The organism is Caballeronia sp. SL2Y3 (genome assembly GCF_022879575.1).
Taxonomy (GTDB): domain Bacteria; phylum Pseudomonadota; class Gammaproteobacteria; order Burkholderiales; family Burkholderiaceae; genus Caballeronia.
In genome coordinates this window covers 712,589-737,366 of the sequence record NZ_CP084260.1, presented here as the reverse complement: position 1 = coordinate 737,366, position 24,778 = coordinate 712,589, and the positions used below count along the sequence as shown (strand labels likewise).

Here is a 24,778-nt window from a genome sequence, read left to right as displayed (position 1 = left end):
GGAGCCTCATCCATGCAAGTTTGGCTGAACGACCTGCAACACCTGCTCGCGCACGGCGACGCCGTCGTGCTCGTGACGGTCGCGCGTGTCGAAGGCTCCGCACCGCGCGAGCCGGGCACGAAGATGATCGTCACGCGCGAGGACGCCCGCTACACCATCGGCGGCGGCCATCTCGAATGGAAGGCGATCGAAACCGCCCGGCAAGTGCTGAAGGACGGCATGCGCAGCCCGCGCATGCGCAGGCTCGAGCGTTTCGCGCTCGGTCCGAGCCTCGGCCAGTGCTGCGGCGGCGCGGTCGTGCTCGCGTTCGAGCGGCTCGACGTATCGGACCTGAACTGGGTGACTTCGCTCGCCAAACGCACGGCAGCCGGGCTTTCGACGGTGCGCAGCGTCTCTTTCGCGCCGATGCCCGACGCCGTGATGCTGTCCGATCCCGAGCCGGGCGCCGACAACGCCGACTGCCTGTTGTGGGACGGCGCGGGCTTCGACGAGAGCGGCGCGCTGCTCACCGAAACCATCGCGCCGCGCGACTTTCAGGTGGTGCTGTTCGGCGCGGGTCACGTGGGCGCGGCGCTCGTGCGCGTGCTCGCCACGCTGCCCTGTCACGTGCGATGGGTCGACGAGCGCGACGCCGCGTTTGCCGCCGCGCAGTTCGTGCCGGACAACGTGACGATCGAGCCGAACGACGCGCCCGACGAAGCCGTCGACAACGCGCCGCCGGGCACGTACTTCATCGTCATGACGCACAACCATGCGGTGGATCTCGTTTTGGCCGAACGCATTCTCGCGCGCGGCGACTTCGCGTTCTTCGGCATGATCGGCTCGCACACGAAGCGCAGGCAGTTCGAGCACCGGCTCGCGGCGCGCGGCATCGACCCCGCGCGCATCGCGAGAATGGTGTGTCCGATCGGCATAGACGGCATCGTCGACAAAGCGCCGGAAGTGATCGCCGTCGCAGCGGCCGCCCAGCTGCTGCAGGCCGTGGAAGCGCGTGCCGAGCTTTCCGCGTCGTCGCAACAGACCGCTTGACCCCGAGCGGAAGCCCCTAGCATCGACATAAGAACCCAGCCCATGAATCCCACACTCGCCGACAAGATCGCGCGCGCGCCGAAGGCGGAACTGCACATTCACATCGAAGGCTCGCTCGAGCCGGAACTGATCTTCGCGCTTGCCGAAAGGAACGGCGTGAAGCTCGCGTACGACTCCATCGACGCGCTGCGCGCCGCGTACGCGTTCACCGATCTGCAGTCGTTCCTCGACATTTACTACGCGGGCGCGAGCGTCCTCTTGCATGAAGCCGATTTCTACGACATGACGATGGCCTACGTCGAGCGCGCGCTCGCCGACCACGTCACGCACGCGGAGATCTTCTTCGATCCGCAAACGCATACGGAGCGCGGCGTCGCCATCGAAACGGTCGTCGCGGGCATCGAGCGCGCGCTTGCCGAAGGCGAAAAGCGCGGCCTCACGTCGAAGCTGATTCTCTGCTTCCTGCGTCATCTTTCCGAGGAAGACGCGCTGGCCACATATGAAAGCGCGCTGCCGCTCTTCGATCAGTACGCGCACCGGCTGATCGGCGTCGGGCTGGATTCGTCGGAACGCGGGCATCCGCCGTCGAAATTCGAGCGCGTCTTCGCGAAGGCGCGCGAGCGCGGCCTGAAGCTCGTCGCGCATGCGGGCGAGGAAGGCCCGCCCGCGTATGTCTACGAAGCGCTGGATGTGCTCAAGGTGGATCGCGTCGATCACGGCGTGCGCAGCATCGAGGACGCGGCGCTCGTCGCGCGTCTCGCGGATGCGCGCATCGCGCTGACCGTGTGCCCGCTCTCGAACATCAAGCTCTGCGTGTTCGACGACATGACCAAGCACACGCTGAAAGACCTGCTGGATCAGGGCGTCGCGGTGATGATCAATTCGGACGATCCCGCGTACTTCGGCGGCTACGTCAACGCGAACTACTTCGCCATCGTCGATGCGCTGAAGCTGTCCGACAAAGAGGTCTACACGCTGTTGAAGAACAGCCTGGAAGCCTCGTTCGTCACCGATGAGGAACGCGCCGCGATGGTCGCGCGCCTCGACGCGTACTGGAAGCAATAAACCCAAGCACTAACCGCACTAAAGCAAGACAGATGGATACCACAGCAACAACACAACGCGACACCACCGCCCTCGAACGATTCTTCGGCATTCGCGCGGCCGGCTCGCGTACGAAGACGGAGATCGTCGCGGGCATCACGACGTTTCTCACGGCGATGTACATCATCGTCGTCAATCCGGGCATTCTTTCGCAGGCCGGCGTGCCGTTCCCGGCGGCGCTCACGGCAACGGTCATCGTCAGCTTTCTCGGCAGCTGCGCGATGGGCCTCTACGCGCGCAACCCCGTGCTCGTCGCGCCCGGCATGGGCATGAACGCGCTCTTCGCCTTCGTGATGGTCCACGGCGGCAAGATGCCGTGGCAAACGGCGCTCGGCTGCGTGTTCTGGGCCGGCGTGATCTTCGCGGTGCTCGCGGTGTTCAACGCGCGCAAGCTCGTCGTCGATGCGATTCCCGCGAACCTGCGCCATGCGGTGTCGTGCGGCATCGGCTTGTTCATCAGCCTCATCGGGCTCGTGAACGCGAAGTTCGTCGTCGGCGATCCGGTGACCATCGTGCATTCGGCCTCGCTCAATCCGGTGGTCATCACGTTCCTGATCGGCCTCGCCGTCACGACGATTCTGGTCGCGCGCAAAGTGACCGGCGCGCTGATGCTCGGCATCGTGTTCACGACGATCATCGCCATTCCTATCGGCCGCGTCTGGGGCGACGGCACCGCGTACTGGCCCGCCGCCATCGCCACGAAAACGCTGGTGAACTGGAACGGCCTGTTCTCCGCGCCGGACTTTTCGGGCATCTGGCAACTGGACCTCACGGGCGCGCTGAAAGTGGTCTACTGGCCGTTCATCTTCGTGATGCTCTTCACGTCGTTCTTCGACGCGCTCTCCACGTTCATGGCGATCTCGGAGGCCGGCAAGCTCTTCGACGCGAACGGCAACCCGCGCAACATCCGCCAGTCGATGATGGTCGACGCGTTCTCCGCGCTCGTTTCCGCGCCGCTCGGCACGAGTCCCGCGAACGCGTATATCGAATCGGCGGCGGGCATTTCGGCGGGCGGGCGCACCGGGCTCGTCGCAGTAGTCGCGGGGTTGTGCTTCCTGCCGTTCCTTTTCCTCTCGCCGCTCTTGTCGCTCGTTCCGGCGATCGCGACCGCGCCCGCGCTCGTGCTGGTCGGCGTGTTCATGATGGAAGCGATCACGCAGATCGAATGGCATCGCTTCGATGAAGCCATTCCCGCGTTCCTCGCGATGATCCTGATTCCGCTGACCTACTCGATCACCGACGGCGTCGCGTACGGCTTTCTCGCGTTCGTCGTGCTCAAGGCCGCGACCGGGCGCGCGAAGGAAATCAAGCCGGCGATGTGGATCATCGCGGCCTTCTCGCTCGTATTGCTTTCGCAGTTGTAGACATCACTAGAAATCGGAGACGTTGCACCATGACTCAGACCGCCTACCGCGCCCAGTTGCTCACCTTCCGCGAAGACCCCGCGCTCGCCGCCGACGGCGCGGTGTACGAGGCCGACGGCCTTCTGATCGTCGAGGACGGCAAGGTGGTCGCGGCGGGCGCGTATGCGTCGCTGCGCGACACGCTCGGCGCGGACGCGACCGTGCACACCATGCGCGACAAGCTGATCGTGCCAGGCTTCATCGACTCGCATATCCACTTTCCGCAGACGGACATGATCGCGTCGCCCGCGCCGGGTCTTCTGCCGTGGCTCAACACGTACACGTTTCCGACCGAGCGCGGCTTCGAGAATTCAGCCGTCGCGCGCGAGACGGCGAGCTTTTTCCTCGATGAACTGCTCGCCTGCGGCACGACCACGGCGCTCGTCTACTGCACGGTGCACAAGCAATCCGCCGATGCGTTCTTTACCGAAAGCGAGGCGCGCAATCTGCGCATGGTGGCGGGCAAGGTGCTGATGGACCGCAACTGCCCCGAGTTCCTGCGTGACACCGCGCAATCCGGCTACGACGAAAGCGCCGAGCTCATCGCGCGCTGGCATGGCCGCGGGCGTCAGCATTACGCGCTGACGCCGCGTTTCGCGCCGACATCGACGGAAGCGCAACTGGAAGCGTGCGGCGCGCTCGCGCAGCAGCACCGCGATGTGTTCATCCAGACGCACGTCGCGGAGAACACCGACGAGATCAAGTGGGTCGAAAGCCTGTTTCCGGGGCACCGCAGCTATCTGGACGTCTACGATCACTACGGCCTATTGCGGCGGCGCGCGGTGTACGGCCACTGCATCCACCTCGACGATACCGACCGGCAGCGCATGGCCGAAACGGGCGCGGTGGCGTCGCATTGCCCGACTTCGAACCTGTTTCTCGGCAGCGGCTTGTTCGATTTCGAGAAAGCTGGCGCGTCGAAGATGCCGGTCGCGCTCGCGACGGACGTCGGCGGCGGCACGTCGTTCTCCATGCTCCAGACGATGAACGAAGCGCACAAGGTCGCGCGTCTGACCGGGCATCACCTGAGCGCGACGCGCATGTTCTGGCTCGCGACGACGGGCGCGGCGCAAGTGCTCGAACTCGACGACAAGATCGGCACGCTCGCGCCCGGCAGCGAAGCGGATTTCGTGGTGCTCGATCCGGCCGCGACGCCGCTGCTCGCGCGGCGCACGGCGCGCGTGGAGTCGCTGGAAGAACTGCTGTTCGCGTTCGCGCTGCTCGGCGATGACCGCGCCGTGTCCGAGACCTACGCGGCAGGCAAGCGCGTGCACGAGCGCGAGCGGCGCAGGACGACGGCGCTGGAACTGGCGGCCTGAGTGTTCAAGAAGCGCCCTTCTGACGAAGGGCGTTTTTCCTTGCGGGATGGACCGGACGCGCTCATCCGAGCACAATCTTTGCAGGCTCGCTAAAGTGCAAGCTTTCGTCCGTCACCGTGAAGATTCGTTATGAAGGCCGCTGCGCTTTTCTTTCGCCTAGCCGCATCCATTGCGCTCGCCATGTCGGCCGCGCCGTCGCATGCACGCGCAATCGAAGCGCAACTCGACTGCCGCTCCACCGCGCACGACTTCATCGCGCCGCTTCAGCAGGACGGGTTGATCGAGAAGAAGCCGATGCGTGTCGAGCCGAACTCGGTCAACGCATTCAAGGCGGTCAAAGGCGCGACGCTGACGGCATACGGTTTCAAGGTGTATGCGGTCGTCGGCTACCAGAAGGACGATCCGATGTTCAAACAGGGCAACGGTGAGCCGATCGCGGATTCGGCTTACGGCGTGGTCGTCTGGGCGAGCGACGACGCCGTGAAGGAAAAGGTCGACGCAGCGGGCAGCGACGCGGATGTACACCACGTCGCGCCCTTCATCACGGCGATCTTCTGCAAAGGCCGTTAGCTGTTAATGCAGCAGTTCCGCGACGGATCCGATCAGCCGATCCATGTCGCTGGCATCGAGCGCGCCCATCGTCGAGATGCGGAACAAGGTCTTCGACAAGCCGCCCTGCCCCGCGTAGATCACGAAGCCCTTGGCCTTCAGGGCATCGTGCAGCGTTTCGTAGCTGATGCCCGCCGGCAACCGGTACGCGCGCAGCACGACTGATGACTCGTCCGCCGGCAACCCGCTCTCGATACCCAGCGCCGCAAAGCCCGCGCGCACTTGCTCGGCGAGCGCGGCATAACGCTCGTGGCGCTTGCGCCAGCCGCCTTCGTCCTCGAACTCGCGCAACGCCTCGACGAGCGCGTAGTACGCATGCACGGACGGCGTGAACGGCGTGTTGCGCGCGTCCTGCAACTTCGCGAGCCGCGCGATGCCGAGGTAGTACGTGCGGCTCGCGGCCTTCGCCAGCGCGTCGCGCCGCGCGATCACGAACGCCGCGCCCGGCACGCCGTGCAGGCACTTGTTCGCCGTCGCCGCCACCGCGACGATGCCGCCGCCGTCGAAGTCGATCGCTTCCGCGCCGAAGCTGCTCACGCCATCGACCAAGAGGCCGACGCCGCGCTCGGCGCACGCCCGCGAGAGCGCATCCAGCGGATTCAGGCGGCCGGTCGTCGTTTCATGATGAATGATTGCGACGTGCGAGAACGCCTTCTCGTCGATCATCCGGACGATCGCGTCGGTGTCCGGCGCCTGCATCCATTCGTACTTCAGCACTTCATGCTCGATGCCGTACTGCGCCGCGATCTGCGCGATGCGGTCGCCGTACACGCCGTTTTCCACGACGAGCAGCCGCCCGCCTTCCGGCACGAGGCCCGCGATCATGCTTTCGACGGCAGCCGTGCCGGAGCCGGTCATCAGCACCGCCGTCCACTTCGCGGGATCGAGCTCGTACGCCGCGACGAGCCGCGCTCTCGCTTCGTCCTGCAAGTCGAAGAACTCCGGCTCGCGATGGCACAGGTCCGTCCGCAGCAGGCTGTTGCGCACGCGTTCGGTCAGCGTGACGGGGCCGGGATTGAGCAGCAGCATCAGCGTTCTCCGATGTGTCGTTGCAAGCGCGCGCGCACGTCTTGCGGCGTGATCTTCGGGCGCGGCAGATCGGCGGGCGTGCCGGTGCTGATCGACAGCCGCGCGAAGCGCGCGCCTTCGGGCGCTTGCGCGTCGAAGAGGCGGTCGATCACGCCGATGTCGTCGCCGTCGAGCGCGAGCGCGTAGCCGCACGCCGACGCGATCGACGCGAAATCGACGCCGCGCGAGACGGTCGCCTGTCCGCCCGTCGATTCGTGCGCGCCGTTGTCGAGCAACAAGTGGATGAGGTTGGACGGGCCGTACGCGCCGAGCGTCGAAAACGCGCCCATGCGCATGAGCGCCGCGCCGTCGCCGTCGAGCGCGACGACGGCCAGGTCCGGACGCGACAACGCCAGGCCGAGCGCCATCGGCGTCACGCAGCCCATCGAGCCGACGAGATACAGCTGGTTCTCGCGGTCGTCGATGGCGTACAGCTCGCGGCCGCAGAAGCCGGTCGAAGCCAGCACGACAGTCGAATCCTTAGGCGTGCGTGCGATCACGCGCTCAAGCGCGGCATGACGCGTCACGCGCTCGCCTTCGAATCGGTCGACCGGCGCGGCGGCTTGACCGGAGCGCACGCCGGACAGCCCGGTCTTCTTCAGTTCATACGGCGCGACGCTGCCCTTCTGCATCACGAGCGCATACGGACGGCCCGTGCGGTCCATGTATTCGGTCGCGCGGTCGAGCGCCGGACCGATGGCGTCCGCTTCCGTCGGGAAAAGCTCCCACGGAATCTCCATCGTGTCGAGCATTTGCGGCGTGATCGGGCCCATCAGCGCGTGCTGCGGTTCATCGGCGACGCCCGGCTGGCCGCGCCACGTCACGATCAGAAGCTGCGGCAGCCGGAACGTCCACGTAAGCGAGGTCAGCGGGCTCACCGCGTTGCCGAGCCCGGAGTTCTGCATCATCGCGATGCCGCGACGTTTGCGCTCACCGTTCCCCGCGCCGTTCCCCGTGCCGCTTCCCGCGCCAAGCGCCACGCCTGCGATCAGCGCGACCGCATCGCCTTCGTTCGCCGCCGACACGTAATGCAGCGATTCGTCCTGCAGCACGTAGTTGATGAACGGCGTGAGAAACGAGCACGGCACGCCCGCATACCAGTCGAAGCCGCGCGCGCGCGCCGCTTCGACGAACTGGGCGGCCTCAATCACGCGCGTTCTCCAGACCTTCCGAGCCGATCGGCGTTTGTCCGTGCGCGAAGTCGCCCGCGCGGCGGAAGTCGTCGAGGTCGTTCACGCCGCGCCAGTGGCCGTGCACGTACTGCACTTCGATCTTCTCGCCCGCCGCGACGAGCGCATTCAGCAGCGCGGCCATGTCGAGCGTATCGAAGTCGGGACGCGCCTGAAGCTGCGCGAGCACCGCGAGCAGGCGCTCGCGCGCGCCGCTGCGCACATTGATGAGACCCATCCAGCGGCCCTGCGGCGCGCGTCCTTCGGTCAGAGCGTGTCCCGCGCCGACGACGCTTTCCAGCCACACTTTCTGGCCGAAGAGCGCGCGGTCATCCGGTTGCGAGCAGTAAGCGAAGTCGGTCGCGGACGCGCCCGATTGCGGCGTCTGCGACGAATCGACGACGACGCAGAAGTCGCTCGGCGATTCGACGAGATCGCGCAGGATATAGCTGCGAAACAGCAGGTCGCCGTAGGAGAGCACCGTGTCGCCGGTGATGTGCTTCGCGGCGCACGCGAGCGATGCCAGTTCGCCCGTCGACGCGTGCTTGTCGTTGACGACGAGGCGCACGCCCGACGTATCGATCGCATCGGCACGGTAGCCGCCGACCACGGTGATGTCGTTGATGCCTTCCTTCTTGAACGCCTCGACGAGATGGCGCAGAAGCGGCTTGCCCGCGACCGGCAGCATCACTTTCGGACGATCGGCCGTCACGGCTTCGAGCCCCGCGCCGCGGCTCGCCGCCAGCACGACCGCGCTGCGCTTCTCGTTGGCCGCCGTCAGATAGATGTTCTCGGCGGCGGAGTATTCGTCGGCGTCTTGCAGGCGGAAGATCTCGTTGACCGTCGCGATGCGGTCTTCCACATTGACGAGCGTCTCGCTGTCGTGGATTTCCTTCGCGATGGCCTGCATCGCCGACACCGCGCCGCGAATCAGATGGTTCGCCCAGATCACGCAGCTGATGCCCGCCTGACGGAACGCGTCGGTCGGCGTGCTGTAGTACTTCGTCGGCACGATCACGAGCGGACCGCGCCCGGCCCATTCGCGCGCGAAGGTCAGGATTTCGTCGGGCTTCGAGAGCTTGCTGTGGATCAGGATCGCGTCCGCGCCCGCCTGGCGATACGCCTCGGCGCGCTTGAGCGCTTCCTCCATGCCCCAACCGGCGATCAGCGCCTCGACGCGCGCCACGATCGAAAAGTTAGGATCGCTTTGCGAATCCTTGCCCGCCTTGATCTTGCCGCAGAATTCGTCGATGTCGGCGAGCGGCTGCGCTTCGCCGTTGATGAAGCTGTTGGTCTTCGGGAACTGCTTGTCCTCGATGCACACGCCCGCGATGCCGCGCTGCTCCAGCTTCTTCACGAGCCGGCGCACGTTGTTGAAGTTGCCGTAGCCGGTGTCGCCGTCGAGCAGGATCGGCAGATCGCTCGCGTCGGCCATGAATTCCAGGTTATCGACAACCTGCGTCCAGCTCGCTTCGTTGTTGTCGCGCACGCCGAACTGCGCGGAGATCGAGAGGCCCGAGCCCCAGATCGCCTTGAAACCGGCTTCCTTCGCGATGCGCGCGGAGATGCCGTTGTGCGCTTCCATCAGGAATTCGAGGCGGCTGCTTTGCAGCATCTCGCGCAGGCGCATGGTGCGCGAGTAGCCGACGGGAATGGTTCGGGGTGCGTTCATTGTTGGGAGGCTCCTGCAAACTGACGTAGCGGTTGCAACTGCGGCAGCACTTCGTCCGCTGCGCGCTTCACGTCGTTCTGAAAGTCGATTTCGATCCACGGCGCGCCGGTGACATCGGCGATATCGAACACGTGGGCTTTTTCCAGCAGCAGGTCGCGCACCGCTTCTTCGTGCGGCATCTTCGCGCGGCCCGTTTCGACATAGCTCGCGACGATATCGGCAAGACGCGCGGCCGTTTTCTCGTCGAAGCGGAAGAAACCGACCGATTCGCCGATGGTGTCGTACGCGAGGCCCGCCGCGACCTGCTTGCGCAGTTCCACCGGCACGCCGTTTTCGATGCACAGCTTCACCGGCTCGTCGCCGGCTTCGAAGTCGCGGTCGATCAGCAGGCGGTTTACGGTTCCGCCCGCGACCAGCGGTTCGATGATGCGCTCGTCGTAGAGCACGTCGGCGTCCATCAGCAGCACGTCGCCGCCGCGCGTCATCGCCTCGCGCGCGGTGTGCACGGACAGCACGCTGCCGAGCGTGAATTCCTCGTTCACGACGATTTCGGTCTTCGGCTTCCAGTCGATCGACGCGAGTTCGGCCTCGATCTGTTCGTGCTTGAAGCCGGTGACGAAGACGATTTCATCGACGCCCGCGCCTTTCAGATAATGAAGATGGCGTTCGAGAAGCGACGCGTCCCCAAAGCGCAGCAGGCATTTCGGCTTTTGCTGGCCTTCGGGCTGGACAAGACGCAGTCCCATCCCGGCCGCAAGAATAATTGCGCGCATGGTTGTTGTTCCCTTCGAGGGTGAATCAGTCGATATCCGGCACGCGCGCAAGACGACGGCGCTGCCAGCCTTTTTCAACGAAATGCAGGTAGACGATGCCCGGCACGCCGAGCAAGAGCTCGCGGGCGCGCTTCGCGAGCGAGAGCGCCAGCGCCGTTTCGGGCGGCAGGCCGACGAGGCGCGCGAGCAGCAGATAACCGCCCTCCTGCACGCCGAGCGAGCCGGGAATGGCGAAGGCCGCGCCGCGAATCGCCTGACCGAGGCTTTCGAGCAGCAGCGCTTCCGTCCAGCCGACCGGATGCCCTAGCAGATCGAGCACGATCCAGACTTCGCCCGTGCCGACGATCCAGCCGAAAAGGCTCAGGCCGAAGCTCGCCACCACCTTGCTCCGCTCGCGATACAGCGCGTGAACGGCGGTATCGACCGCCTCGGCGCGCGTGACGAGCGACGACCAGTCGCGTTTCTTCGAGAAGCGGGCGGCGATGCCGGACGCAAAGCGCATCGCACGGCCGAAGAGACCGCGCCGCTGCGCAAGATAGAAACCGAAGATCATCGCGCCGATCACGCCGACGACCGCGAGGACCGCAATCGACACGACCGTCGACGAGCCGCCCGCCGCGTAGCTCGTCAAGAGCACGACGCCGACGAGCGCGAAGAGCAGTTGCGCGACGGTCTGCATCGTCGTGCTCACGGTGATAACGGCGGCGGCGTCGCGTGCGCGCATGCCGCGCTGCGAGAGATGGCGCACCATCAGCATGGGCCCGCCGATCTGCCCGGCGGGCATCAGGCTATTGACCGATTCGCCTGCCCAGCGCGCGAGCAGCGCGTCGCGCAAAGTGACGTCGCGTTCGTTGCGGGAGAAGAGCACGCTGATCGCGCCCGCGTCGAGCACGAGCGGCGCGAAGTGAAAAGCGGCCACCGCGAAGAGGCCCCAGCCCGCGTCAGCGAGCGTCGACGCAACCGAGCCGAAACCTTGCCAGCCGAGCAGCGCGATGAACAACACCACGCCGATCGAGAGCAGAAACGTGCCCGCGCGACTCATGCCTGTCCGTTTTTGCCGCCTTTGCGGCGAAAGACCTGCTTGAAGCCGAAGTACGCGATCGAGTCCTTCATGTTCGAGATGAAACGCTGGAACGGCCGCATCTCCGGGTTCGTGACGTACTCGAACGTGAGCGATACGCGCATCTCGTTTTCGCCGAGCGGCGTGACGCGATGCCGGAGCTTGTCGCCGTCGAAGAACACCAGCGCGCCGGGCGGATACTGCACCGAGCCGGGTTCCGGCGTCGCGTTCGGCGTGCGCGTGTGCAGTTCGTAGTCGAGACGGCAGGATGAGTCGTCGATCACGCCGAGCAGCATGGTGTAGCGGCGGCCGTTGTAGTACGACGTGTCGTAGTGCCAGCCGATGTGATCGCCGGGGCGCGTATAGAAATAGAGCGCGTAGGCGTGAGGATCGTCTTCGGGCGAGAGTTGCAGCTTGTCGCCGCTCACCGCCTCCAGCCACTTGATGAGCGCTTCCGAGCGGTACAGGTCCGCGATGAACGGCGCGAGCTTGTCGAGCGTATGACGGCTCACGCTGCCGCCCGCCTTGTGGCCCGGCAGATAGTTGCGGTTCACGGCCGGCATCACGTCGTGCACGGCGGCGATCAGGCGTTCGGTGTAGTCGCGCGGAAGAAAGTCGTCGAGATAAAGGAAAGAGCCTTGTTTCTCGTAGTCCGCGTGCAGCTTGGGCGTGGGCAGCGAGGCGAGGCGCGCGTCGAGGGTCGCGTCGATATCGCGCGGCGACGGGCGGCCCGCAGGGTCCGCGTGTGACTGTCGAGGTTGCTGGTTGACCGGAGTTGCCGTATCGCTCATCTCACCGCCTGGAAATCGTTGCCGTCCTTGCGCGCCGCGTGCGCCGACTGTGCCGTCTGTGCCGTCTGTGCCTTGGCGCGTACGGTGGCCTCGGCGCGCACGCGGCGCGTCACGCGCCGGTAGTCCACCGCGACGAATACCGCGAACAACGGCGCGCCGATGGCCGCCGCGATCAGAAACGGCGTCATGCCGTTCAGCACCGTCACGACCGGCAGCAGATACAGCACGTCTTCGGTTTCGAAGCCGGCGACCGAAGCCTGCTTGGTGCCGGACTTGCCGACCATCGACTCGATGCGCATGCGCAGGAAGAAAATGAGCGCGACCGCGACGCCCGCCACGCCGCCGAGCCACTGCGCGGCCGTCGCGTACGAAGGATGATGCACCGCGACGTAGAAACCGATGCCGGCGAAGAGCAGCACGGTCACGAGCGCGTCGCACGCAAGGTCGTAAAAGTGTCCGATCTTACTCGACTGACCGCTGATGCGCGCAAGCTCGCCGTCGGTGTGATCGACGAAATTTGACAGCGCGATCAGAAGCGCGCCGAGCGAGCACAGCCAGAAGTCGCCGAGCGAAAGGTAGTACGCGCCGCCGAGCCCGATGGCAAGGCGAACGGTCGTCAGATGATTCGGCGTGACGGGCGTGCCGACGAGCGGCGTGACGAGGCGGCGGGCGAGCCGGGCGTCCCATGTGGCGGGCTCGGGAACGGCTTTCGGATGGGGCGGACACGGTTTTGTCATGACCGCGAATATATCGCTTATTGACCGCCGCTGCATATATTGCGGCGCGGCCGAATGCCCTGTCCTGGCGCGTCTCGGCGTGCCGCAAGCCACCGTCACTCAGCAGTTTTGGGCGCTGTTGCGGGTGCCGGCGCGGCGCCGCTCGCCGTCGAATCGAGCGATGCCGCAGTTTCGTTGCCGATGCCGCCGTTCTTGTCCACCGGCAGCGTCACCGTGCGCACCGTGCCGTTGCCGAGCGGGAAGTCGGCGAGCGCGCTGCGGGCGAGATAGGGCATCGCGCGATACAGCGAGGCGTCGTCGGACGAATTCACCGCCGTCACCTTGTAGACCTCGCGTCCGGTCGCCCGGTCGGTCATGCGGATTTGCAGCGCGTGAATATAGACGGGGTAACTCTGGTCGACATAGCCCGTCGGACCCCACGGGCCGTATGGACCGAAGCCGCCCCACGGCCCCCAGAAGGGACGGCCGTAGTAGCCGTACCACGGCCACGGATCGTAATAGACGGGCCGGCGCACCGTCACCAGGTCGCCGCGCACCGAATACGCGAGCGCCACCCGATAATGCGCGCTCGCTTGCGGCGCCTCCTTGAACGCGTATTTCGCCAGTTCGCCCGCGACGAGCGTCTCGTAAGTCTTCTGCTCGATGCTGTTCTGCTGTTCGTCACCGCGAGCGAACGCGTACGTGCGCGTGGCGTCGCTGCCGGTCCAGTCCGAGAACGCTGTCACCTGCGTCTGGACGTAGGTGGTGCAGCCCGCGAGCCATAGCGCGCCCGTCAGGCAGGACGCGCGCATCAGGCAATGGATCGAGAGATTCATGGTCATCCTCACTTCGTTGACTGCGCTTCGGGCGACGTCGCACTGCGGCGTCCGACTCACCGGACTCACGATAGCCAACCGTTTTGTACAATGGTTCGACCTGCGGAGCCCGCATTCGTGCCGTACTCATGCACATGACCGAGCGGGCCGCCACTCTCACCGAGAAGATCTTGCCATGTCCAACACGCCCGCACCGACCGCGTCCGCTGTGATTCGCCGCGAGGACTATACGCCGCCCGCTTTCCTCATCGATTCGGTCGCGCTGGAATTCGACCTCGTGCCGTCGCGCACGGTCGTGAAGAACACCATGCGCCTGCGCCGCAACCCGGACGCGCCCGGCCACGCGCCGCGCCTCGAACTGATCGGCGAGCAAATGGAGTTCGTGCGCGCGGCGATCAACGGCGCGGCGCACGCGGATGTTCAGATCAACGACAACGGCCTGTCGATCGGCGATCTTCCCGGCGACGCGTTCGAACTCAGCATCGAGAGCATCTGCAATCCGGAGCAGAACACGACGCTCTCCGGTCTTTATGTGTCGAGCGGCAACTTCTTCACGCAATGCGAGGCGGAAGGCTTCCGGCGCATCACGTACTTCCTCGACCGTCCGGACGTGATGGCCACCTACACCGTCACGCTGCGCGCCGACAAGGCGGCGTATCCGGTGCTCTTGTCCAACGGCAATCTGATCGAGGAAGGCGATCTGCCCGATGGCCGCCACTTCGCCAAGTGGGAAGACCCGTTCAAGAAGCCGAGCTATCTGTTCGCGCTCGTCGCAGGCAAGCTCGTCGCGCTGGAAGAACGCATCAAGACCGGCTCGGGCAAGGAGAAGCTGTTGCAGGTGTGGGTCGAGGAACACGATCTCGACAAGACGCGCCACGCGATGGATTCGCTCATCCACTCGATCCGCTGGGACGAGAAGCGCTTCGGGCTGGAACTGGATCTGGACCGCTTCATGATCGTCGCCGTGAGCGACTTCAACATGGGCGCGATGGAGAACAAGGGCCTCAACATCTTCAACACGAAGTACGTGCTCGCCAATCCGGAAACGGCCACGGACACGGACTTCTCGAATATCGAAGCGGTGGTCGGCCACGAGTACTTCCATAACTGGACCGGCAACCGCGTGACGTGCCGCGACTGGTTTCAGCTGAGCCTGAAGGAAGGGCTGACGGTGTTTCGCGATCAGGAGTTCTCCGCCGACATGGCCGCCGGCGACGCCGATGGCGCGGCGAGCGCCGCAGCCCGCGCGACGAAGCGCATCGAAGACGTGCGCGTGCTACGGCAGATGCAGTTCGCCGAGGACGCCGGCCCAATGGCGCATCCGGTGCGCCCGGAGAGCTACGTCGAGATCAACAATTTCTACACGATGACCGTCTACGAGAAAGGCTCGGAAGTCGTGCGGATGTATCAGACGCTGTTCGGCCGCGACGGCTTCCGGCGCGGCATGGACCTCTACTTCCAGCGCCACGACGGCCAGGCCGTGACCTGCGACGACTTCCGTCAGGCGATGGCGGACGCGAATCATCGCGACCTCGCGCAATACGAGCGCTGGTACAGCCAGGCGGGCACGCCGCGCGTCACCGTTCGCGCGTCCTACGACGCCGCGAACAAGAAATACACGCTGACGCTCGCGCAAGGCTACGGCGAGACGTCGGAAGCCGCCCGCGCGACGCAAAAAGGGCCGCTGCTGATTCCGTTCGCGGTCGGTCTGATCGGCGCGAACGGCGCGGATCTGCCGCTGCGTCTGGAAGGCGAAAACGAGCCGAGCGGCACGACGCGCGTGCTCGAATTCACCGAGCGCGAGCAGGCGTTCACCTTCGTCGATGTCGCCGAGGCGCCCCTGCCCTCGCTCTTGCGCAATTTCTCGGCGCCTGTGATCGTCGAATTCGACTACACGAACGAACAGCTCGCGTTCCTGCTCGCGCACGACAGCGATCCGTTCAACCGCTGGGAAGCCGGCCAGCGCCTCGCCACGCGCGAGTTGCTTGCGCTCGCCGGGCGCGCGGCCAACGGCGAGACGCTTTCTATCGGCGATGAAGTCATCGCGGCGTTCGCGCAGGTGCTCGACGACACCACGCTCACGCCCGCTTTCCGCGAACTCGCGCTGATGCTGCCGTCCGAGAGCTATCTCGCCGAGCAGATGAGCGTGTCGGACCCGGCCGCCGTCCACGCTGCGCGCGTGTTCATGAGCCGCCGGCTCGCGTCGCAGTTGCGCGACAAGTGGCTCGCCGTCTACGAGGCGAACCAGACGCCGGGCGAGTACCAGCCGACGCCCGAAGACGCCGGCAAGCGCGCGCTCAAGAATCTGGCGCTCGCCTATCTGAGCCAGCTCGACGATCCGAGCGACGCCGTGCGTCTCGCGCAGAAGCAGTACGACGACGCGAACAACATGACGGACCGCTCCGCCGCGCTTTCCGCGCTGCTGCTCGCGAGCGCGACCGCTGGCGCGGACGCCACCGTCGCCGACGCGGCGCTGGCGGACTTCTATCGCCGGTTCGAGAAGGAGGCGCTGGTGATCGACAAGTGGTTCGCGCTTCAGGCGACGCAGCGCGGCGGCGACGAGCGCAAGGTGATCGATATCGTGCGGCAGCTGATGCAGCATCCCGCGTTCACGCTGAAAAATCCCAACCGCGCGCGCTCGCTCATTTTCAGCTTCTGTAGCGGTAATCCCGCGCAGTTCCACGCGGTCGACGGTTCCGGCTACGCGTTCTGGGCCGAGCAAGTCATCGCGCTCGACGCGCTGAATCCGCAGGTTGCGGCGCGGCTCGCGCGCGGGCTCGAGATGTGGCGGCGCTTCACGCCGGCGCTGCGCGAGAAGATGCACGCGGCGTTGAGCGAAGTCGCGTCGAAGGCGAAGTCGCGCGACGTGCGCGAAGTGGTCGAAAAGGCACTCGCGGCCTAAGCGTTGTTAGCTGCTCAGTGGCCGTCGCGCGATGTTTCGCGCGGCGGCCATTCTTGTTTATGGCGGCGACGGCCGGTGCTGTCACACGGGCGAGCAGGATCGAGCGGTTAGAATCGTGAATATTCGTCTAACGCTCACCGGAGCCCAGCATGTCCTCCATTTCAAGCCGTACCACGCTCACGAAGTATCTGATCGAGCAGCAGCGCGAACACCAGAACCTGCCCGCCGACTTGCGTCTTCTGATCGAAGTCGTCGCGCGTGCCTGCAAGCAAATCGGCTATCAGGTGAGCAAGGGCGCGCTCGGCGACGCGCTCGGCTCGGCCGGCAGCGAAAACGTGCAGGGCGAAGTGCAGAAGAAGCTCGACGTGCTCTCGAACGAAATCCTGCTCGAAGCCAACGAATGGGGCGGCAACCTGGCCGCGATGGCATCGGAAGAAATGGAAAAAATTTTCCCGATTCCGAACCGCTACCCGAAGGGCAACTATCTGCTGACGTTCGATCCGCTCGACGGCTCGTCGAACATCGACGTCAACGTGTCGATCGGCACGATCTTCTCGGTATTGCGCTGCCCGGACGGCGCTGACCCGACGGAAGCGGTCTTCATGCAGCCGGGAAGCGCGCAAGTGGCCGCGGGTTATGCAGTGTACGGACCGCAGACGGTGCTGGTGCTGACGACGGGCAATGGCGTCAACTGCTTCACGCTCGACCGCGAACTCGGATCGTGGGTGCTCACGCAGCGCGACATGCAGGTGCCGACCGAAACGCGCGAGTACGCGATCAACGCATCGAACAGCCGCCACTGGTACGAGCCGGTGCAACGCTACGTCAACGAACTGAACGAGGGCAAGGACGGTCCGCGCAAGGAAGACTTCAACATGCGCTGGATTGCGTCGATGGTCGCGGACGTGCATCGCATCCTGAATCGCGGCGGCATCTTCATGTATCCGGCCGACAAGCGCACGCCGGATCGCCCGGGCAAGCTGCGCCTCATGTACGAAGCGAATCCGATGGCGTTCATCGTCGAGCAGGCGGGCGGTGCCGCGACCGACGGCGAGCGGCGCATTCTCGACATCGTTCCGACGAGCCTGCACCAGCGCGTGCCGGTGTTCCTCGGTTCAAAAAACGAGGTGGACCGCGTGACCCGCTACCATCTCGAAAAGAAAAATTGATTCAGGGTCTTGCCAAATCGAGAATGTGGTCGCTATAATCTTGTTTCTCTGATGCCGGAATAGCTCAGACGGTAGAGCAGCGCATTCGTAATGCGAAGGTCGGGGGTTCGATTCCTCTTTCCGGCACCACAAGATTCAAGCAGCAAACCAAAACTCGCGTTCATGCAAATGACGCGGGTTTTTGTTATTGGTGTCTCGTATCGGTGGTCTCCTATCGGTGGTCTCGAACGCGCGCGAGACCGGCCCTCCCCTCAGCGCGCAATCGCCCGCACCTCTCGGCTGCTTCCCGATTCGGTTCTCGACGGAAATACGCAAAAGCATTTCGCATTTGGACACTCGGAATGTCGAAGTTGCGCCGAATGTGCGCTTTCGTACAACGACGAACCTTTTTCCGCTTTGCACCACAGCGTCAACTAACGTTTCCCGGTATCGTTATATCCATAGAGGAAAGGCGACGATCCAGCGTGGACACGCCCCAGCGCCTCGCGCGACGGGGCTCTGCGCTGTCCCGACGGCTGGTCCACTGCGGTTGTTTTTGCTAAAACTTGAGTAAGCGAACTCATCCGCCAGCGAGAATTACCGACGGCCGTACGAACGGTCATATGCTTGATCGGTCCCCGCGGTTTCGTGCTCAAGCCGAAGCCACGCCGAACCGATAACGCTTAATTAGAGGATCAGTTAATCGGCCATTGCGGCGGCGCACGAGACATGCAGCAGCCGCGATCGCCAGCAATCGAATGTCGATGTCACCCGAGGAGAGAACCATGGACGCCAAACCGACGAAAATCCCGACGCCCGACAAGGTGCATTGTCCGGACCCGGAGCCGGTAGCCGTCGAGTTTCTCGCGACCGAACTGCCCGAGCACGTGCGCGCGTTCTTCGACGAACAGCGCAAGCTGGCTTCGGTCAAGTAGGCGGCTGCGCTGAACCATCACGCCGCCGTCGTGAACACGACGCCCGGTGCGCGCGGCGCGCACGGACTTCGTAGTCCGCATATGGCGCTCGCCAGGAAGCGTCACGCCCTCTCCTTCTGAAACGAGTCGGGCTGACGCCTGGCTTCGCTCGTCTGATCTCAGAGCCCGCACGACTGCGCGCCTGCGCTATGCTGGCGCTTTTGCGCGAACCGCCCAGACGATGCGCCACCGATCGGCCCCCGTTCTCCTCTCTCTTCTTTCTCGCCTGACCGTCGCCTGCACGCTGCTGCTCGCGGCCGCCGCGCCCGCACAAGCAGATGGCGACGACACGGCGTTCACCAACCTCATCGCGCTCGTTTCACAACGCTTGGCACTCGCGGAACCGGTCGCCCGCTACAAATGGGCGCGCCATGAGCCGATCACCGACGGGCCGCGTGAAGCCGCGCTGCTCCGGCACGTGGACGAAAAAGCGCGCGCCGCGGACATCGATCCCGAGTTCGCGCAACAGTTCTTCCGCGATCAGATCGACGCTAGCAAGGACGTGCAGAACGCGCTGTTCGCGAACTGGCGCGCGCTGAAGGCCGCGCCCGAAGGTTCGCCGCCCGATCTCGCTACCGACACGCGTCCGAAGCTGGACCGGCTGACCACCGCGCTGTTGACCGGCCTTGCCCGTATCGAGCCGATGCGCCACGCCGATGACTGTCCGCTGCGCCTCGCCGACAGCCTCGCGCGCTGGAAGCACGTCACGCGCTATGACTCGTCGATGAACGCGCCGCTCGGACGTGCGTTGTCGCACGTGTGCGCGGCCGGGGGCGTCGGCGCGGTCGGCTGACGTTACGAAGTCGCGCTCGCCAGCACGTCCTGCCGCAACGGCACGAACGCGAGACCGCGAGCAAGACGTTCGCCGAGAATGCGGTAGATGGCGAGGTCAAAACGCGCGGGCTCGGCCTTTCCGCGCAATTCTCTTGCTTGCTCGAGCGACTCAGCCGTGCCGAAGTACTGCCAGTTGTCGATGACATGCCATGCGCGTTGCCCGCTTGCCGCGTCGCGTTCCTCGATTGCGATGGCGCCTGCGTGCGGCCACGGCATGCCGCGCGCATCGCCAGAACGGGACTTCGGCGCGCGATTGAGCGAAGGACGCAGCGTCGCGATCATTTGCGCTTCGGCAAGCATCGCGCCGATTTCGCCGCCCGTCGCCTTCCATTCCACGCGCCGCACGAGCGCGGCCAGGCGCAGATCTTTCGCTGATCGGCGCGGCCCGGTCAAATGCGAACGCACGCGCTGGCGCAGCCGCACGCTGCGGCCGACATAGAGCGGCGCGTCGTCGTCGCCGAAGAACACGTACGCGCCGCAGCCGGCCGGAATGCGCTCGATGGTGTCTTCGTCGATCTGCGCCGCAAGCCGAAACCGGCGCGTCACGCGGCCCACGTGCTCGGCAACCGTCTCCGGCGCGTGCGCCCGATGCAGATGCTGCCAGAACTGCCAGAGGAGATCCGCATCGGCGAGCGCGCGATGCCGGGCGGCAGGCACGAGCGCGTGACGTTCGACGAGCGCATCCAGACCGTGCCGCGTTTCGGCCGGATACACCGCCCGCGACAGTTGGACGGTGCACAGCACGTCCGGCACGAAGCGCATGCCGATGCGCCTGAACTCGCCCTTCAGAAAACTGTGGTCGAAGTGCGCGTTGTGGGCGACGAAGAGCCGCCCGTCCATCCGGTCGAGCAGGCCGGCCGCGAGTTCGGCGAACGTGGGCGCGTCTCGCACCATCGCGTCGTCGATGCCGGTCAGCTGCTGAACGAATGCGGGAATCGGCCGCTCCGGATTCACGAGCGAGGTCCACTGCGACACGCCTTGCGGCCCGGCCTCGACAATTCCGATTTCAGTAATGCGATCGACGCCGAACGTGCCGCCTGTGGTTTCGAGATCGACGAAAACGAGAGGGGTGGAAGGCAGGCTCAGCGCGGGAGGGAAATGAGGGTGCATCGTGATCTGAGGCAATGCGGCGGCTTCGGCCGTGCAGCGGAGGTTTCTGAATTGCCCATTCTAACGCACTGGTATCTCGGAGGCATCGGCGGAAATTTCGGAGAAAGCGGGTGTGGGCGGCATTTCATCGGATATCTTTAGGGCATCGGCGTAAGTATTTTCACCGATTTACCCGGCTATTATGGAGTCGCAGGGGCGACCATAACGCATAACGGGTTTGTACGCTTCCGCTCAAATTTACCGGTTTGCAAATTGGTATAAGCCCCGAGCCAGCAGACCCTTAGGCGAATATTTTTTCAGAGATTTGGCGTGCTAGGGCTCGCCGGGCATCCATAGCGGGCCGCACCCTTCCCGCCAAGGCGGCTGCGCCGAGCCTGTCGGGTTGCGCAGCCTCGCAAGGCCGCGCACGACGCGCCACGGCTGATTACCTCCTTATTAACGGCGCACGGGATTATATGGTCCGTATTAATCACGCCTGTTCAATCAGCCTCAGTTGAATCATGCGACAGTTTTACTCCCCCTATAAGGCTCAATAAAAAAGGAGCGACTCTCCCGACTGATTATCTCGCACGGTCTTTAAAAGCCATTGCGCAAGATTAAGTGTTAACTCGCCTTGCCTGATTCTCCGCCCGAGAGGATCATTGGAATCAGCACGCGGCGTAATGAACGGGAGGATCGACGATGAATTACTTGACGCACTTCGCGCAATGGCTGAAATCACGCGTCGGTCCGTCTTTTTCACCGAGCACGCCGTCGATATCGCCACTTCCATTTGAACCGGCATGGCATGGCGACCACTGGCAGAACCTGCTTGCATCGCCGATGGACGCCCGCCGCTACGTCATGGAGGACTGGGCGACGCCGCTCGACGACGACCTGGTGCCGGACTCGCACGAGGCCGTGGGCTTGGAGACGCTTTGATCCGGCGCGACGGAGAGAGATCGGCAAAAAAAAGCGCGACCCAAAGGCCGCGCTGACAAAGTTTGGAGATCTTTTCCGTCAACGAAAAAGTCTGCTTCGGAAAGCAGAAATGACAGTATAGCCACGGCCATCGCAATAATTACCCTCAGGCGCAGCAATCTTCTGTTGCCAATTCCTCAACAATCCGTTTTCTTGGAGTTATCCGATTGCCTGAACGCGTGAATCGTGTCGCGCATCTGCAACGCGCATTGGTTGACACTTAATCGCGCGACACTTTATTCGACTATAAAGCATTGAAAATAAAGGCGAAAAACGCCTCTTTCGATCATTGCTAATCGGAGAATGATTTATTGCGCGAACTGGAACGTCCTGTCTGTAACACCCTCTTTACACTTCGTCTGGTCCGGAAACAAATGTGTCGCCCCTGGCGGCATGTTGCTCCTCCGACCGCGCCTCTCGCAGCCGGTCGCAGCGAGGTTTCCTCAAAGCCTGGGTTCCTTAGGCCCAATCTGCTCTCGGAGTTACAAAGATGAAAAAGACTCTCATGGTCGCAGCCCTCACGGGCGTCTTCGCTACCGCAGCTCACGCGCAAAGCAGCGTCACGCTCTACGGCCTGATCGATGCGGGCATCACCTACACGAACAATCAGAACGGCCACAGCAACTGGAAGGCGACGAGCGGCGCGGTCAACGGCAGCCGTTGGGGCCTGCGTGGTTCGGAAGACCTGGGCGGCGGCCTGAAGGCGATCTTCACGTTGGAGAACGGCTTCAACATCATGAACGGCACGAACGGCCAAGGTGGTCGTGAGTTTGGCCGTCAGGCATATGTCGGTCTGTCGAGCACCCAGTTCGGCGCCGTTACCCTCGGCCGTCAATATGACTCCGTGGTCGACTTCCTCGGGCCTCTGGCTCTGACGGGCACGCAATACGGCGGCACGCAGTTCGCCCACCCGTTCGATAACGACAACCTGACCAACACGTTCCGCGTCGACAACTCGGTCAAGTACACGAGCGCAAACTATGCTGGTCTGAAGTTCGGCGCGATGTACGGTTTCTCGAACCAGGCTGGCGGTTTCGCGAACAACCGTGCGTACAGCGCGGGCGTGTCGTACAACTACGGTCCGTTGAACGTGGCGGGTGCGTACTTCCAGACGAACAACAGCGCGCCGCTCAATGCAGCGGGCGCGGCAATCGCGGGCGGCGCGGTCACGGCTGACCAGGCTCCGTTCTCGGCAGGCCGTCAGCGCATCTTCGGCGGTGGCCTGAACTACGCGTTCGGTCCGGCGACGGTCGGTTTCGTCTTCACGCAGACCATGCTCGACAGCGGCGTCGGTCTGACGAACGTCGGCTCGCAAGGTCTCGGCAACCTCGCGCTGGGCAACAGCGTGCGCTTCCAGAACTACGAAGTGAACGGCCGCTACAACCTAACGCCGGCTCTGTCGCTGGCAGCGAACTACACGTTCACCGATGCGCGCATCGAAGGCGTGAAGCCGAAGTTCCACCAGGTCGACCTGCAAACGGCATACGCGCTGTCGAAGCGTACCGACGTGTACCTGCAGGGCGAGTACCAGCACGTGACGAACACGGACGGCACGAACATCGGCGCGACGATCAACGGCGTTGGCATCTCGTCGACGTCGAACCAAGTCTCGGCAACGGTTGGCGTTCGTCACCGCTTCTAAGCCTCGACTGCAGTTCTGCTTGTCAAAAAGCCGCTCTTCGGAGCGGCTTTTTTTTCGTCCGTTCGTCGCGTGACGCGCGAACTAGCGCGGATACCGCACATCAAGAATATCGATCTGCTGCACGCCCGCCGGCGTGTGCAGCGGCACCGTATCGCCGATACGCGCTTTCAGGAGCGCCCGCGCGACCGGCGAGATCCAACTCACGTGCCCGCGGTCCAGATCGACCTCGTCGACGCCGACGATCGTCACCGTATGCACGATGCCGTCGTCGCCCGCGTAGTCCACCGTCGCGCCGAAAAAGACCTGATCGACGTTCTCCTGCTTGCGCGCATCCACGACCTCCGCGAGATCGAGACGCTTGGTTAGAAAGCGGATGCGCCGGTCGATCTCTCGCAGGCGCCGCTTGCCGTAGATGTAGTCGCCATTCTCCGAGCGATCACCGTTGGACGCCGCCCACGACACGAGCTTGACCACTTCGGGGCGCTCGTTGTCGAGCAGTTGCAGCAGCTCGTCACGCAGCCGCTGATGCCCCGCAGGCGTGATGTAGTTCTTCGCGCCCGCCGGCACATCCGGCTGGGCCAGTTCGAGATCGTCGTCGCTCTCGTCGGATTCTTTGACAAATGCCTTGTTCATGATGCAAACCAATTCCAGAATTCCGCGCATCGCGCGCTGAGTGTGTAGAGGCGTGTAATCGTCAACTTACCACGGCGCTAGCCGGTCTCAGCCACTTTTCGGTCAACGCCTCTTCCTTTTTCAAACAGGCTTGGCTATAATTCCGCTTCTGCGTGCGGCTGTAGCTCAGTTGGATAGAGTACTTGGCTACGAACCAAGGGGTCGTGGGTTCGAATCCTGCCAGCCGCGCCACTTTTTCCGGTGTTTTGCTTCAAAGCCGAACACCAGCGCTTAACCAAAAGCGCGTTGAAGTCACAAGTAGTAGTACCGTTTAGTAGCACCGTTTTGCGTGCGGCTGTAGCTCAGTTGGATAGAGTACTTGGCTACGAACCAAGGGGTCGTGGGTTCGAATCCTGCCAGCCGCGCCACTTTCGAAGGGCCTTCCATCCGGAAGGCCCTTTTTGTTTTGGCCGCGCTTATCGCTACGCTGATCGTCAGGGCCGCGGCGGCGACTTGATATCGCCGATGCGCGCGTTGGGCGCCGGCACATCCTCGGCCGAGATGAACGCCGTCGGCTCGCTGATCGCTTCCGCGCGCGTGCCGAGCAAGGTCTGCGGATGCCGCAAGTAGACATCCTCGACGGTATCGCCGAACGAATGCCGCACAAACGCGCGCAAGAGCGCCACGCGTAGCGACGGCCCGCGCGCGCGCACCGGCTCGCCGTCCTTGCCGAACGTCGCGGTGCATTCCACTTCGCCGCGCCCAACATCGCTCATTTCGAGCCGGCAGGCGCGCTCCAGCACGACAGAGGCGGCCTCCCACGACGTCGACGGCAGAAACCGCCCGTCCCACGCCTTGCCGCGGTCGTTGCCGCGGATCGAAAGCGTCGTGCCGCTGTCGGTGAAGTGGATTTCCCTGATGAAGTCGTGAAGGCCGCGCGCCACCCAGTAATCGAGCGTGGGGCCTTCGAGGTCGGATGTATTCATATCGGCGCTCTCCATGCTTTCGGTCGACTGACGACCGCATGCACGCCGCGTTCCCGCGCCG

General features: G+C 64.3%; 22 protein-coding genes and 3 tRNA genes. 14 read left to right on the top strand and 11 right to left on the bottom strand.

Going from position 1 to position 24,778, the window contains the following annotated elements; genetic code table 11:
• Positions 1-12: 12 nt before the first annotated feature.
• The 5 genes from xdhC to LDZ26_RS03470 all read left to right on the top strand — a co-directional run bounded on the left by xdhC (position 13) and on the right by LDZ26_RS03470 (position 5,425).
• Positions 13-1,029, top strand: coding sequence for a xanthine dehydrogenase accessory protein XdhC (gene xdhC / locus LDZ26_RS03490; protein ID WP_244848174.1), 1,017 nt, complete (start codon positions 13-15; stop codon positions 1,027-1,029).
• Between the two features lie 42 nt (positions 1,030-1,071).
• Positions 1,072-2,094, top strand: a complete 1,023-nt coding sequence (locus tag LDZ26_RS03485) for an adenosine deaminase (RefSeq protein ID WP_206467779.1) — start codon at positions 1,072-1,074, stop codon at positions 2,092-2,094.
• A gap of 32 nt (positions 2,095-2,126) precedes the next feature.
• Positions 2,127-3,497 (top strand): NCS2 family permease, encoded by a 1,371-nt coding sequence (locus tag LDZ26_RS03480; protein WP_244848172.1) that lies wholly within the window; start codon positions 2,127-2,129, stop codon positions 3,495-3,497.
• 29 nt (positions 3,498-3,526) lie between these two features.
• Positions 3,527-4,855, top strand: coding sequence for a guanine deaminase (gene guaD / locus LDZ26_RS03475; protein WP_244848171.1), 1,329 nt, complete (start codon positions 3,527-3,529; stop codon positions 4,853-4,855).
• Positions 4,856-4,984: 129 nt separating this feature from the next.
• Positions 4,985-5,425: a hypothetical protein gene (locus tag LDZ26_RS03470; RefSeq protein WP_244848170.1), complete on the top strand. Its 441-nt coding sequence runs from the start codon at positions 4,985-4,987 to the stop codon at positions 5,423-5,425.
• Between the two features lie 3 nt (positions 5,426-5,428).
• Here the strand turns inward: LDZ26_RS03470 and LDZ26_RS03465 are convergent, their stop codons facing one another.
• From LDZ26_RS03465 to LDZ26_RS03430, 8 genes are all read right to left on the bottom strand, one after another.
• Positions 5,429-6,493 carry a 2-aminoethylphosphonate aminotransferase gene (locus LDZ26_RS03465; protein ID WP_244848168.1) on the bottom strand — a complete coding sequence of 355 codons (1,065 nt, stop codon included), beginning with the start codon at positions 6,491-6,493 and terminating at the stop codon, positions 5,429-5,431.
• Positions 6,493-7,683: a phosphonopyruvate decarboxylase gene (gene aepY / locus LDZ26_RS03460; protein WP_244848166.1), complete on the bottom strand. Its 1,191-nt coding sequence runs from the start codon at positions 7,681-7,683 to the stop codon at positions 6,493-6,495. Before aepY ends, LDZ26_RS03465 begins: the two co-directional genes overlap by 1 nt.
• On the bottom strand, positions 7,676-9,373 hold the full coding sequence (gene aepX / locus LDZ26_RS03455; protein ID WP_244848164.1) for a phosphoenolpyruvate mutase: 1,698 nt from the start codon (positions 9,371-9,373) through the stop codon (positions 7,676-7,678). The genes aepY and aepX overlap by 8 nt, the downstream gene beginning before the upstream one ends.
• Entirely contained in the window at positions 9,370-10,146 is a 777-nt protein-coding gene (locus LDZ26_RS03450; protein ID WP_244848163.1) for an NTP transferase domain-containing protein, read from the bottom strand. The genes aepX and LDZ26_RS03450 overlap by 4 nt, the downstream gene beginning before the upstream one ends.
• A 25-nt stretch (positions 10,147-10,171) precedes the next feature.
• The gene (locus LDZ26_RS03445; protein WP_244848162.1) at positions 10,172-11,188 is read right to left on the bottom strand and encodes a flippase-like domain-containing protein; all 1,017 of its coding nucleotides are present in this window, start codon (positions 11,186-11,188) and stop codon (positions 10,172-10,174) included.
• On the bottom strand, positions 11,185-11,997 hold the full coding sequence (locus LDZ26_RS03440) for a 2OG-Fe(II) oxygenase (RefSeq protein ID WP_244848161.1): 813 nt from the start codon (positions 11,995-11,997) through the stop codon (positions 11,185-11,187). The genes LDZ26_RS03445 and LDZ26_RS03440 overlap by 4 nt, the downstream gene beginning before the upstream one ends.
• The gene (locus tag LDZ26_RS03435) at positions 11,994-12,734 is read right to left on the bottom strand and encodes a CDP-alcohol phosphatidyltransferase family protein (RefSeq protein WP_244848160.1); all 741 of its coding nucleotides are present in this window, start codon (positions 12,732-12,734) and stop codon (positions 11,994-11,996) included. Before LDZ26_RS03435 ends, LDZ26_RS03440 begins: the two co-directional genes overlap by 4 nt.
• 95 nt (positions 12,735-12,829) lie before the next feature.
• The gene (locus LDZ26_RS03430) at positions 12,830-13,549 is read right to left on the bottom strand and encodes a DUF4136 domain-containing protein (protein ID WP_370650662.1); all 720 of its coding nucleotides are present in this window, start codon (positions 13,547-13,549) and stop codon (positions 12,830-12,832) included.
• A gap of 175 nt (positions 13,550-13,724) precedes the next feature.
• Here LDZ26_RS03430 and pepN point away from each other — a divergent pair, with 175 nt between their 5' ends.
• From pepN to LDZ26_RS03405, 5 genes are all read left to right on the top strand, one after another.
• Positions 13,725-16,451, top strand: coding sequence for an aminopeptidase N (gene pepN, locus LDZ26_RS03425; RefSeq protein WP_244848158.1), 2,727 nt, complete (start codon positions 13,725-13,727; stop codon positions 16,449-16,451).
• Positions 16,452-16,600: 149 nt separating this feature from the next.
• Positions 16,601-17,620: a class 1 fructose-bisphosphatase gene (locus tag LDZ26_RS03420; RefSeq protein ID WP_244848157.1), complete on the top strand. Its 1,020-nt coding sequence runs from the start codon at positions 16,601-16,603 to the stop codon at positions 17,618-17,620.
• A 53-nt stretch (positions 17,621-17,673) separates the two neighbouring features.
• A tRNA-Thr gene (locus LDZ26_RS03415) sits at positions 17,674-17,749 on the top strand.
• Positions 17,750-18,384: 635 nt separating this feature from the next.
• Positions 18,385-18,534, top strand: coding sequence for a hypothetical protein (locus LDZ26_RS03410; RefSeq protein ID WP_175939762.1), 150 nt, complete (start codon positions 18,385-18,387; stop codon positions 18,532-18,534).
• A 220-nt stretch (positions 18,535-18,754) separates the two neighbouring features.
• Positions 18,755-19,366: a chorismate mutase gene (locus LDZ26_RS03405; RefSeq protein ID WP_244848156.1), complete on the top strand. Its 612-nt coding sequence runs from the start codon at positions 18,755-18,757 to the stop codon at positions 19,364-19,366.
• 2 nt (positions 19,367-19,368) lie between these two features.
• Here LDZ26_RS03405 and LDZ26_RS03400 read toward each other — a convergent pair whose 3' ends face one another.
• The gene (locus tag LDZ26_RS03400) at positions 19,369-20,517 is read right to left on the bottom strand and encodes an exonuclease domain-containing protein (protein ID WP_244848906.1); all 1,149 of its coding nucleotides are present in this window, start codon (positions 20,515-20,517) and stop codon (positions 19,369-19,371) included.
• Between the two features lie 681 nt (positions 20,518-21,198).
• On the opposite strand from LDZ26_RS03400, the gene LDZ26_RS03395 reads away from it, so the two are divergent.
• Entirely contained in the window at positions 21,199-21,438 is a 240-nt protein-coding gene (locus tag LDZ26_RS03395) for a hypothetical protein (RefSeq protein ID WP_244849185.1), read from the top strand.
• Positions 21,439-21,967: 529 nt separating this feature from the next.
• Entirely contained in the window at positions 21,968-23,119 is a 1,152-nt protein-coding gene (locus LDZ26_RS03390; protein ID WP_244848155.1) for a porin, read from the top strand.
• A gap of 81 nt (positions 23,120-23,200) precedes the next feature.
• Here the strand turns inward: LDZ26_RS03390 and greB are convergent, their stop codons facing one another.
• Positions 23,201-23,752 carry a transcription elongation factor GreB gene (gene greB, locus LDZ26_RS03385; protein WP_175939758.1) on the bottom strand — a complete coding sequence of 184 codons (552 nt, stop codon included), beginning with the start codon at positions 23,750-23,752 and terminating at the stop codon, positions 23,201-23,203.
• A gap of 154 nt (positions 23,753-23,906) precedes the next feature.
• On the opposite strand from greB, the gene LDZ26_RS03380 reads away from it, so the two are divergent.
• Positions 23,907-23,983 (top strand) — tRNA-Arg (locus LDZ26_RS03380).
• Between the two features lie 99 nt (positions 23,984-24,082).
• Positions 24,083-24,159: transfer RNA gene (locus tag LDZ26_RS03375), tRNA-Arg, on the top strand.
• 66 nt (positions 24,160-24,225) lie between these two features.
• Here the strand turns inward: LDZ26_RS03375 and LDZ26_RS03370 are convergent.
• Entirely contained in the window at positions 24,226-24,717 is a 492-nt protein-coding gene (locus tag LDZ26_RS03370) for a phage protein NinX family protein (protein WP_244848154.1), read from the bottom strand.
• Positions 24,718-24,778: the final 61 nt, after the last annotated feature.

Bases quoted from the DNA above. Each gene is read 5' to 3' on its own strand.
- xdhC (WP_244848174.1), top strand. From the start codon at position 13: ATGCAAGTTTGGCTGAACGACCTGCAACACCTGCTCGCGCACGGCGAC.
- LDZ26_RS03485 (WP_206467779.1), top strand. From the start codon at position 1,072: ATGAATCCCACACTCGCCGACAAGATCGCGCGCGCGCCGAAGGCGGAA.
- LDZ26_RS03480 (WP_244848172.1), top strand. From the start codon at position 2,127: ATGGATACCACAGCAACAACACAACGCGACACCACCGCCCTCGAACGA.
- guaD (WP_244848171.1), top strand. From the start codon at position 3,527: ATGACTCAGACCGCCTACCGCGCCCAGTTGCTCACCTTCCGCGAAGAC.
- LDZ26_RS03470 (WP_244848170.1), top strand. From the start codon at position 4,985: ATGAAGGCCGCTGCGCTTTTCTTTCGCCTAGCCGCATCCATTGCGCTC.
- LDZ26_RS03465 (WP_244848168.1), bottom strand. From the start codon at position 6,493: ATGCTGCTGCTCAATCCCGGCCCCGTCACGCTGACCGAACGCGTGCGC.
- aepX (WP_244848164.1), bottom strand. From the start codon at position 9,373: ATGAACGCACCCCGAACCATTCCCGTCGGCTACTCGCGCACCATGCGC.
- LDZ26_RS03450 (WP_244848163.1), bottom strand. From the start codon at position 10,146: ATGCGCGCAATTATTCTTGCGGCCGGGATGGGACTGCGTCTTGTCCAG.
- LDZ26_RS03445 (WP_244848162.1), bottom strand. From the start codon at position 11,188: ATGAGTCGCGCGGGCACGTTTCTGCTCTCGATCGGCGTGGTGTTGTTC.
- LDZ26_RS03440 (WP_244848161.1), bottom strand. From the start codon at position 11,997: ATGAGCGATACGGCAACTCCGGTCAACCAGCAACCTCGACAGTCACAC.
- LDZ26_RS03435 (WP_244848160.1), bottom strand. From the start codon at position 12,734: ATGACAAAACCGTGTCCGCCCCATCCGAAAGCCGTTCCCGAGCCCGCC.
- LDZ26_RS03430 (WP_370650662.1), bottom strand. From the start codon at position 13,549: ATGAATCTCTCGATCCATTGCCTGATGCGCGCGTCCTGCCTGACGGGC.
- pepN (WP_244848158.1), top strand. From the start codon at position 13,725: ATGTCCAACACGCCCGCACCGACCGCGTCCGCTGTGATTCGCCGCGAG.
- LDZ26_RS03420 (WP_244848157.1), top strand. From the start codon at position 16,601: ATGTCCTCCATTTCAAGCCGTACCACGCTCACGAAGTATCTGATCGAG.
- LDZ26_RS03410 (WP_175939762.1), top strand. From the start codon at position 18,385: ATGGACGCCAAACCGACGAAAATCCCGACGCCCGACAAGGTGCATTGT.
- LDZ26_RS03405 (WP_244848156.1), top strand. From the start codon at position 18,755: ATGCGCCACCGATCGGCCCCCGTTCTCCTCTCTCTTCTTTCTCGCCTG.
- LDZ26_RS03400 (WP_244848906.1), bottom strand. From the start codon at position 20,517: ATGCACCCTCATTTCCCTCCCGCGCTGAGCCTGCCTTCCACCCCTCTC.
- LDZ26_RS03395 (WP_244849185.1), top strand. From the start codon at position 21,199: ATGAATTACTTGACGCACTTCGCGCAATGGCTGAAATCACGCGTCGGT.
- LDZ26_RS03390 (WP_244848155.1), top strand. From the start codon at position 21,968: ATGAAAAAGACTCTCATGGTCGCAGCCCTCACGGGCGTCTTCGCTACC.
- greB (WP_175939758.1), bottom strand. From the start codon at position 23,752: ATGAACAAGGCATTTGTCAAAGAATCCGACGAGAGCGACGACGATCTC.
- LDZ26_RS03370 (WP_244848154.1), bottom strand. From the start codon at position 24,717: ATGAATACATCCGACCTCGAAGGCCCCACGCTCGATTACTGGGTGGCG.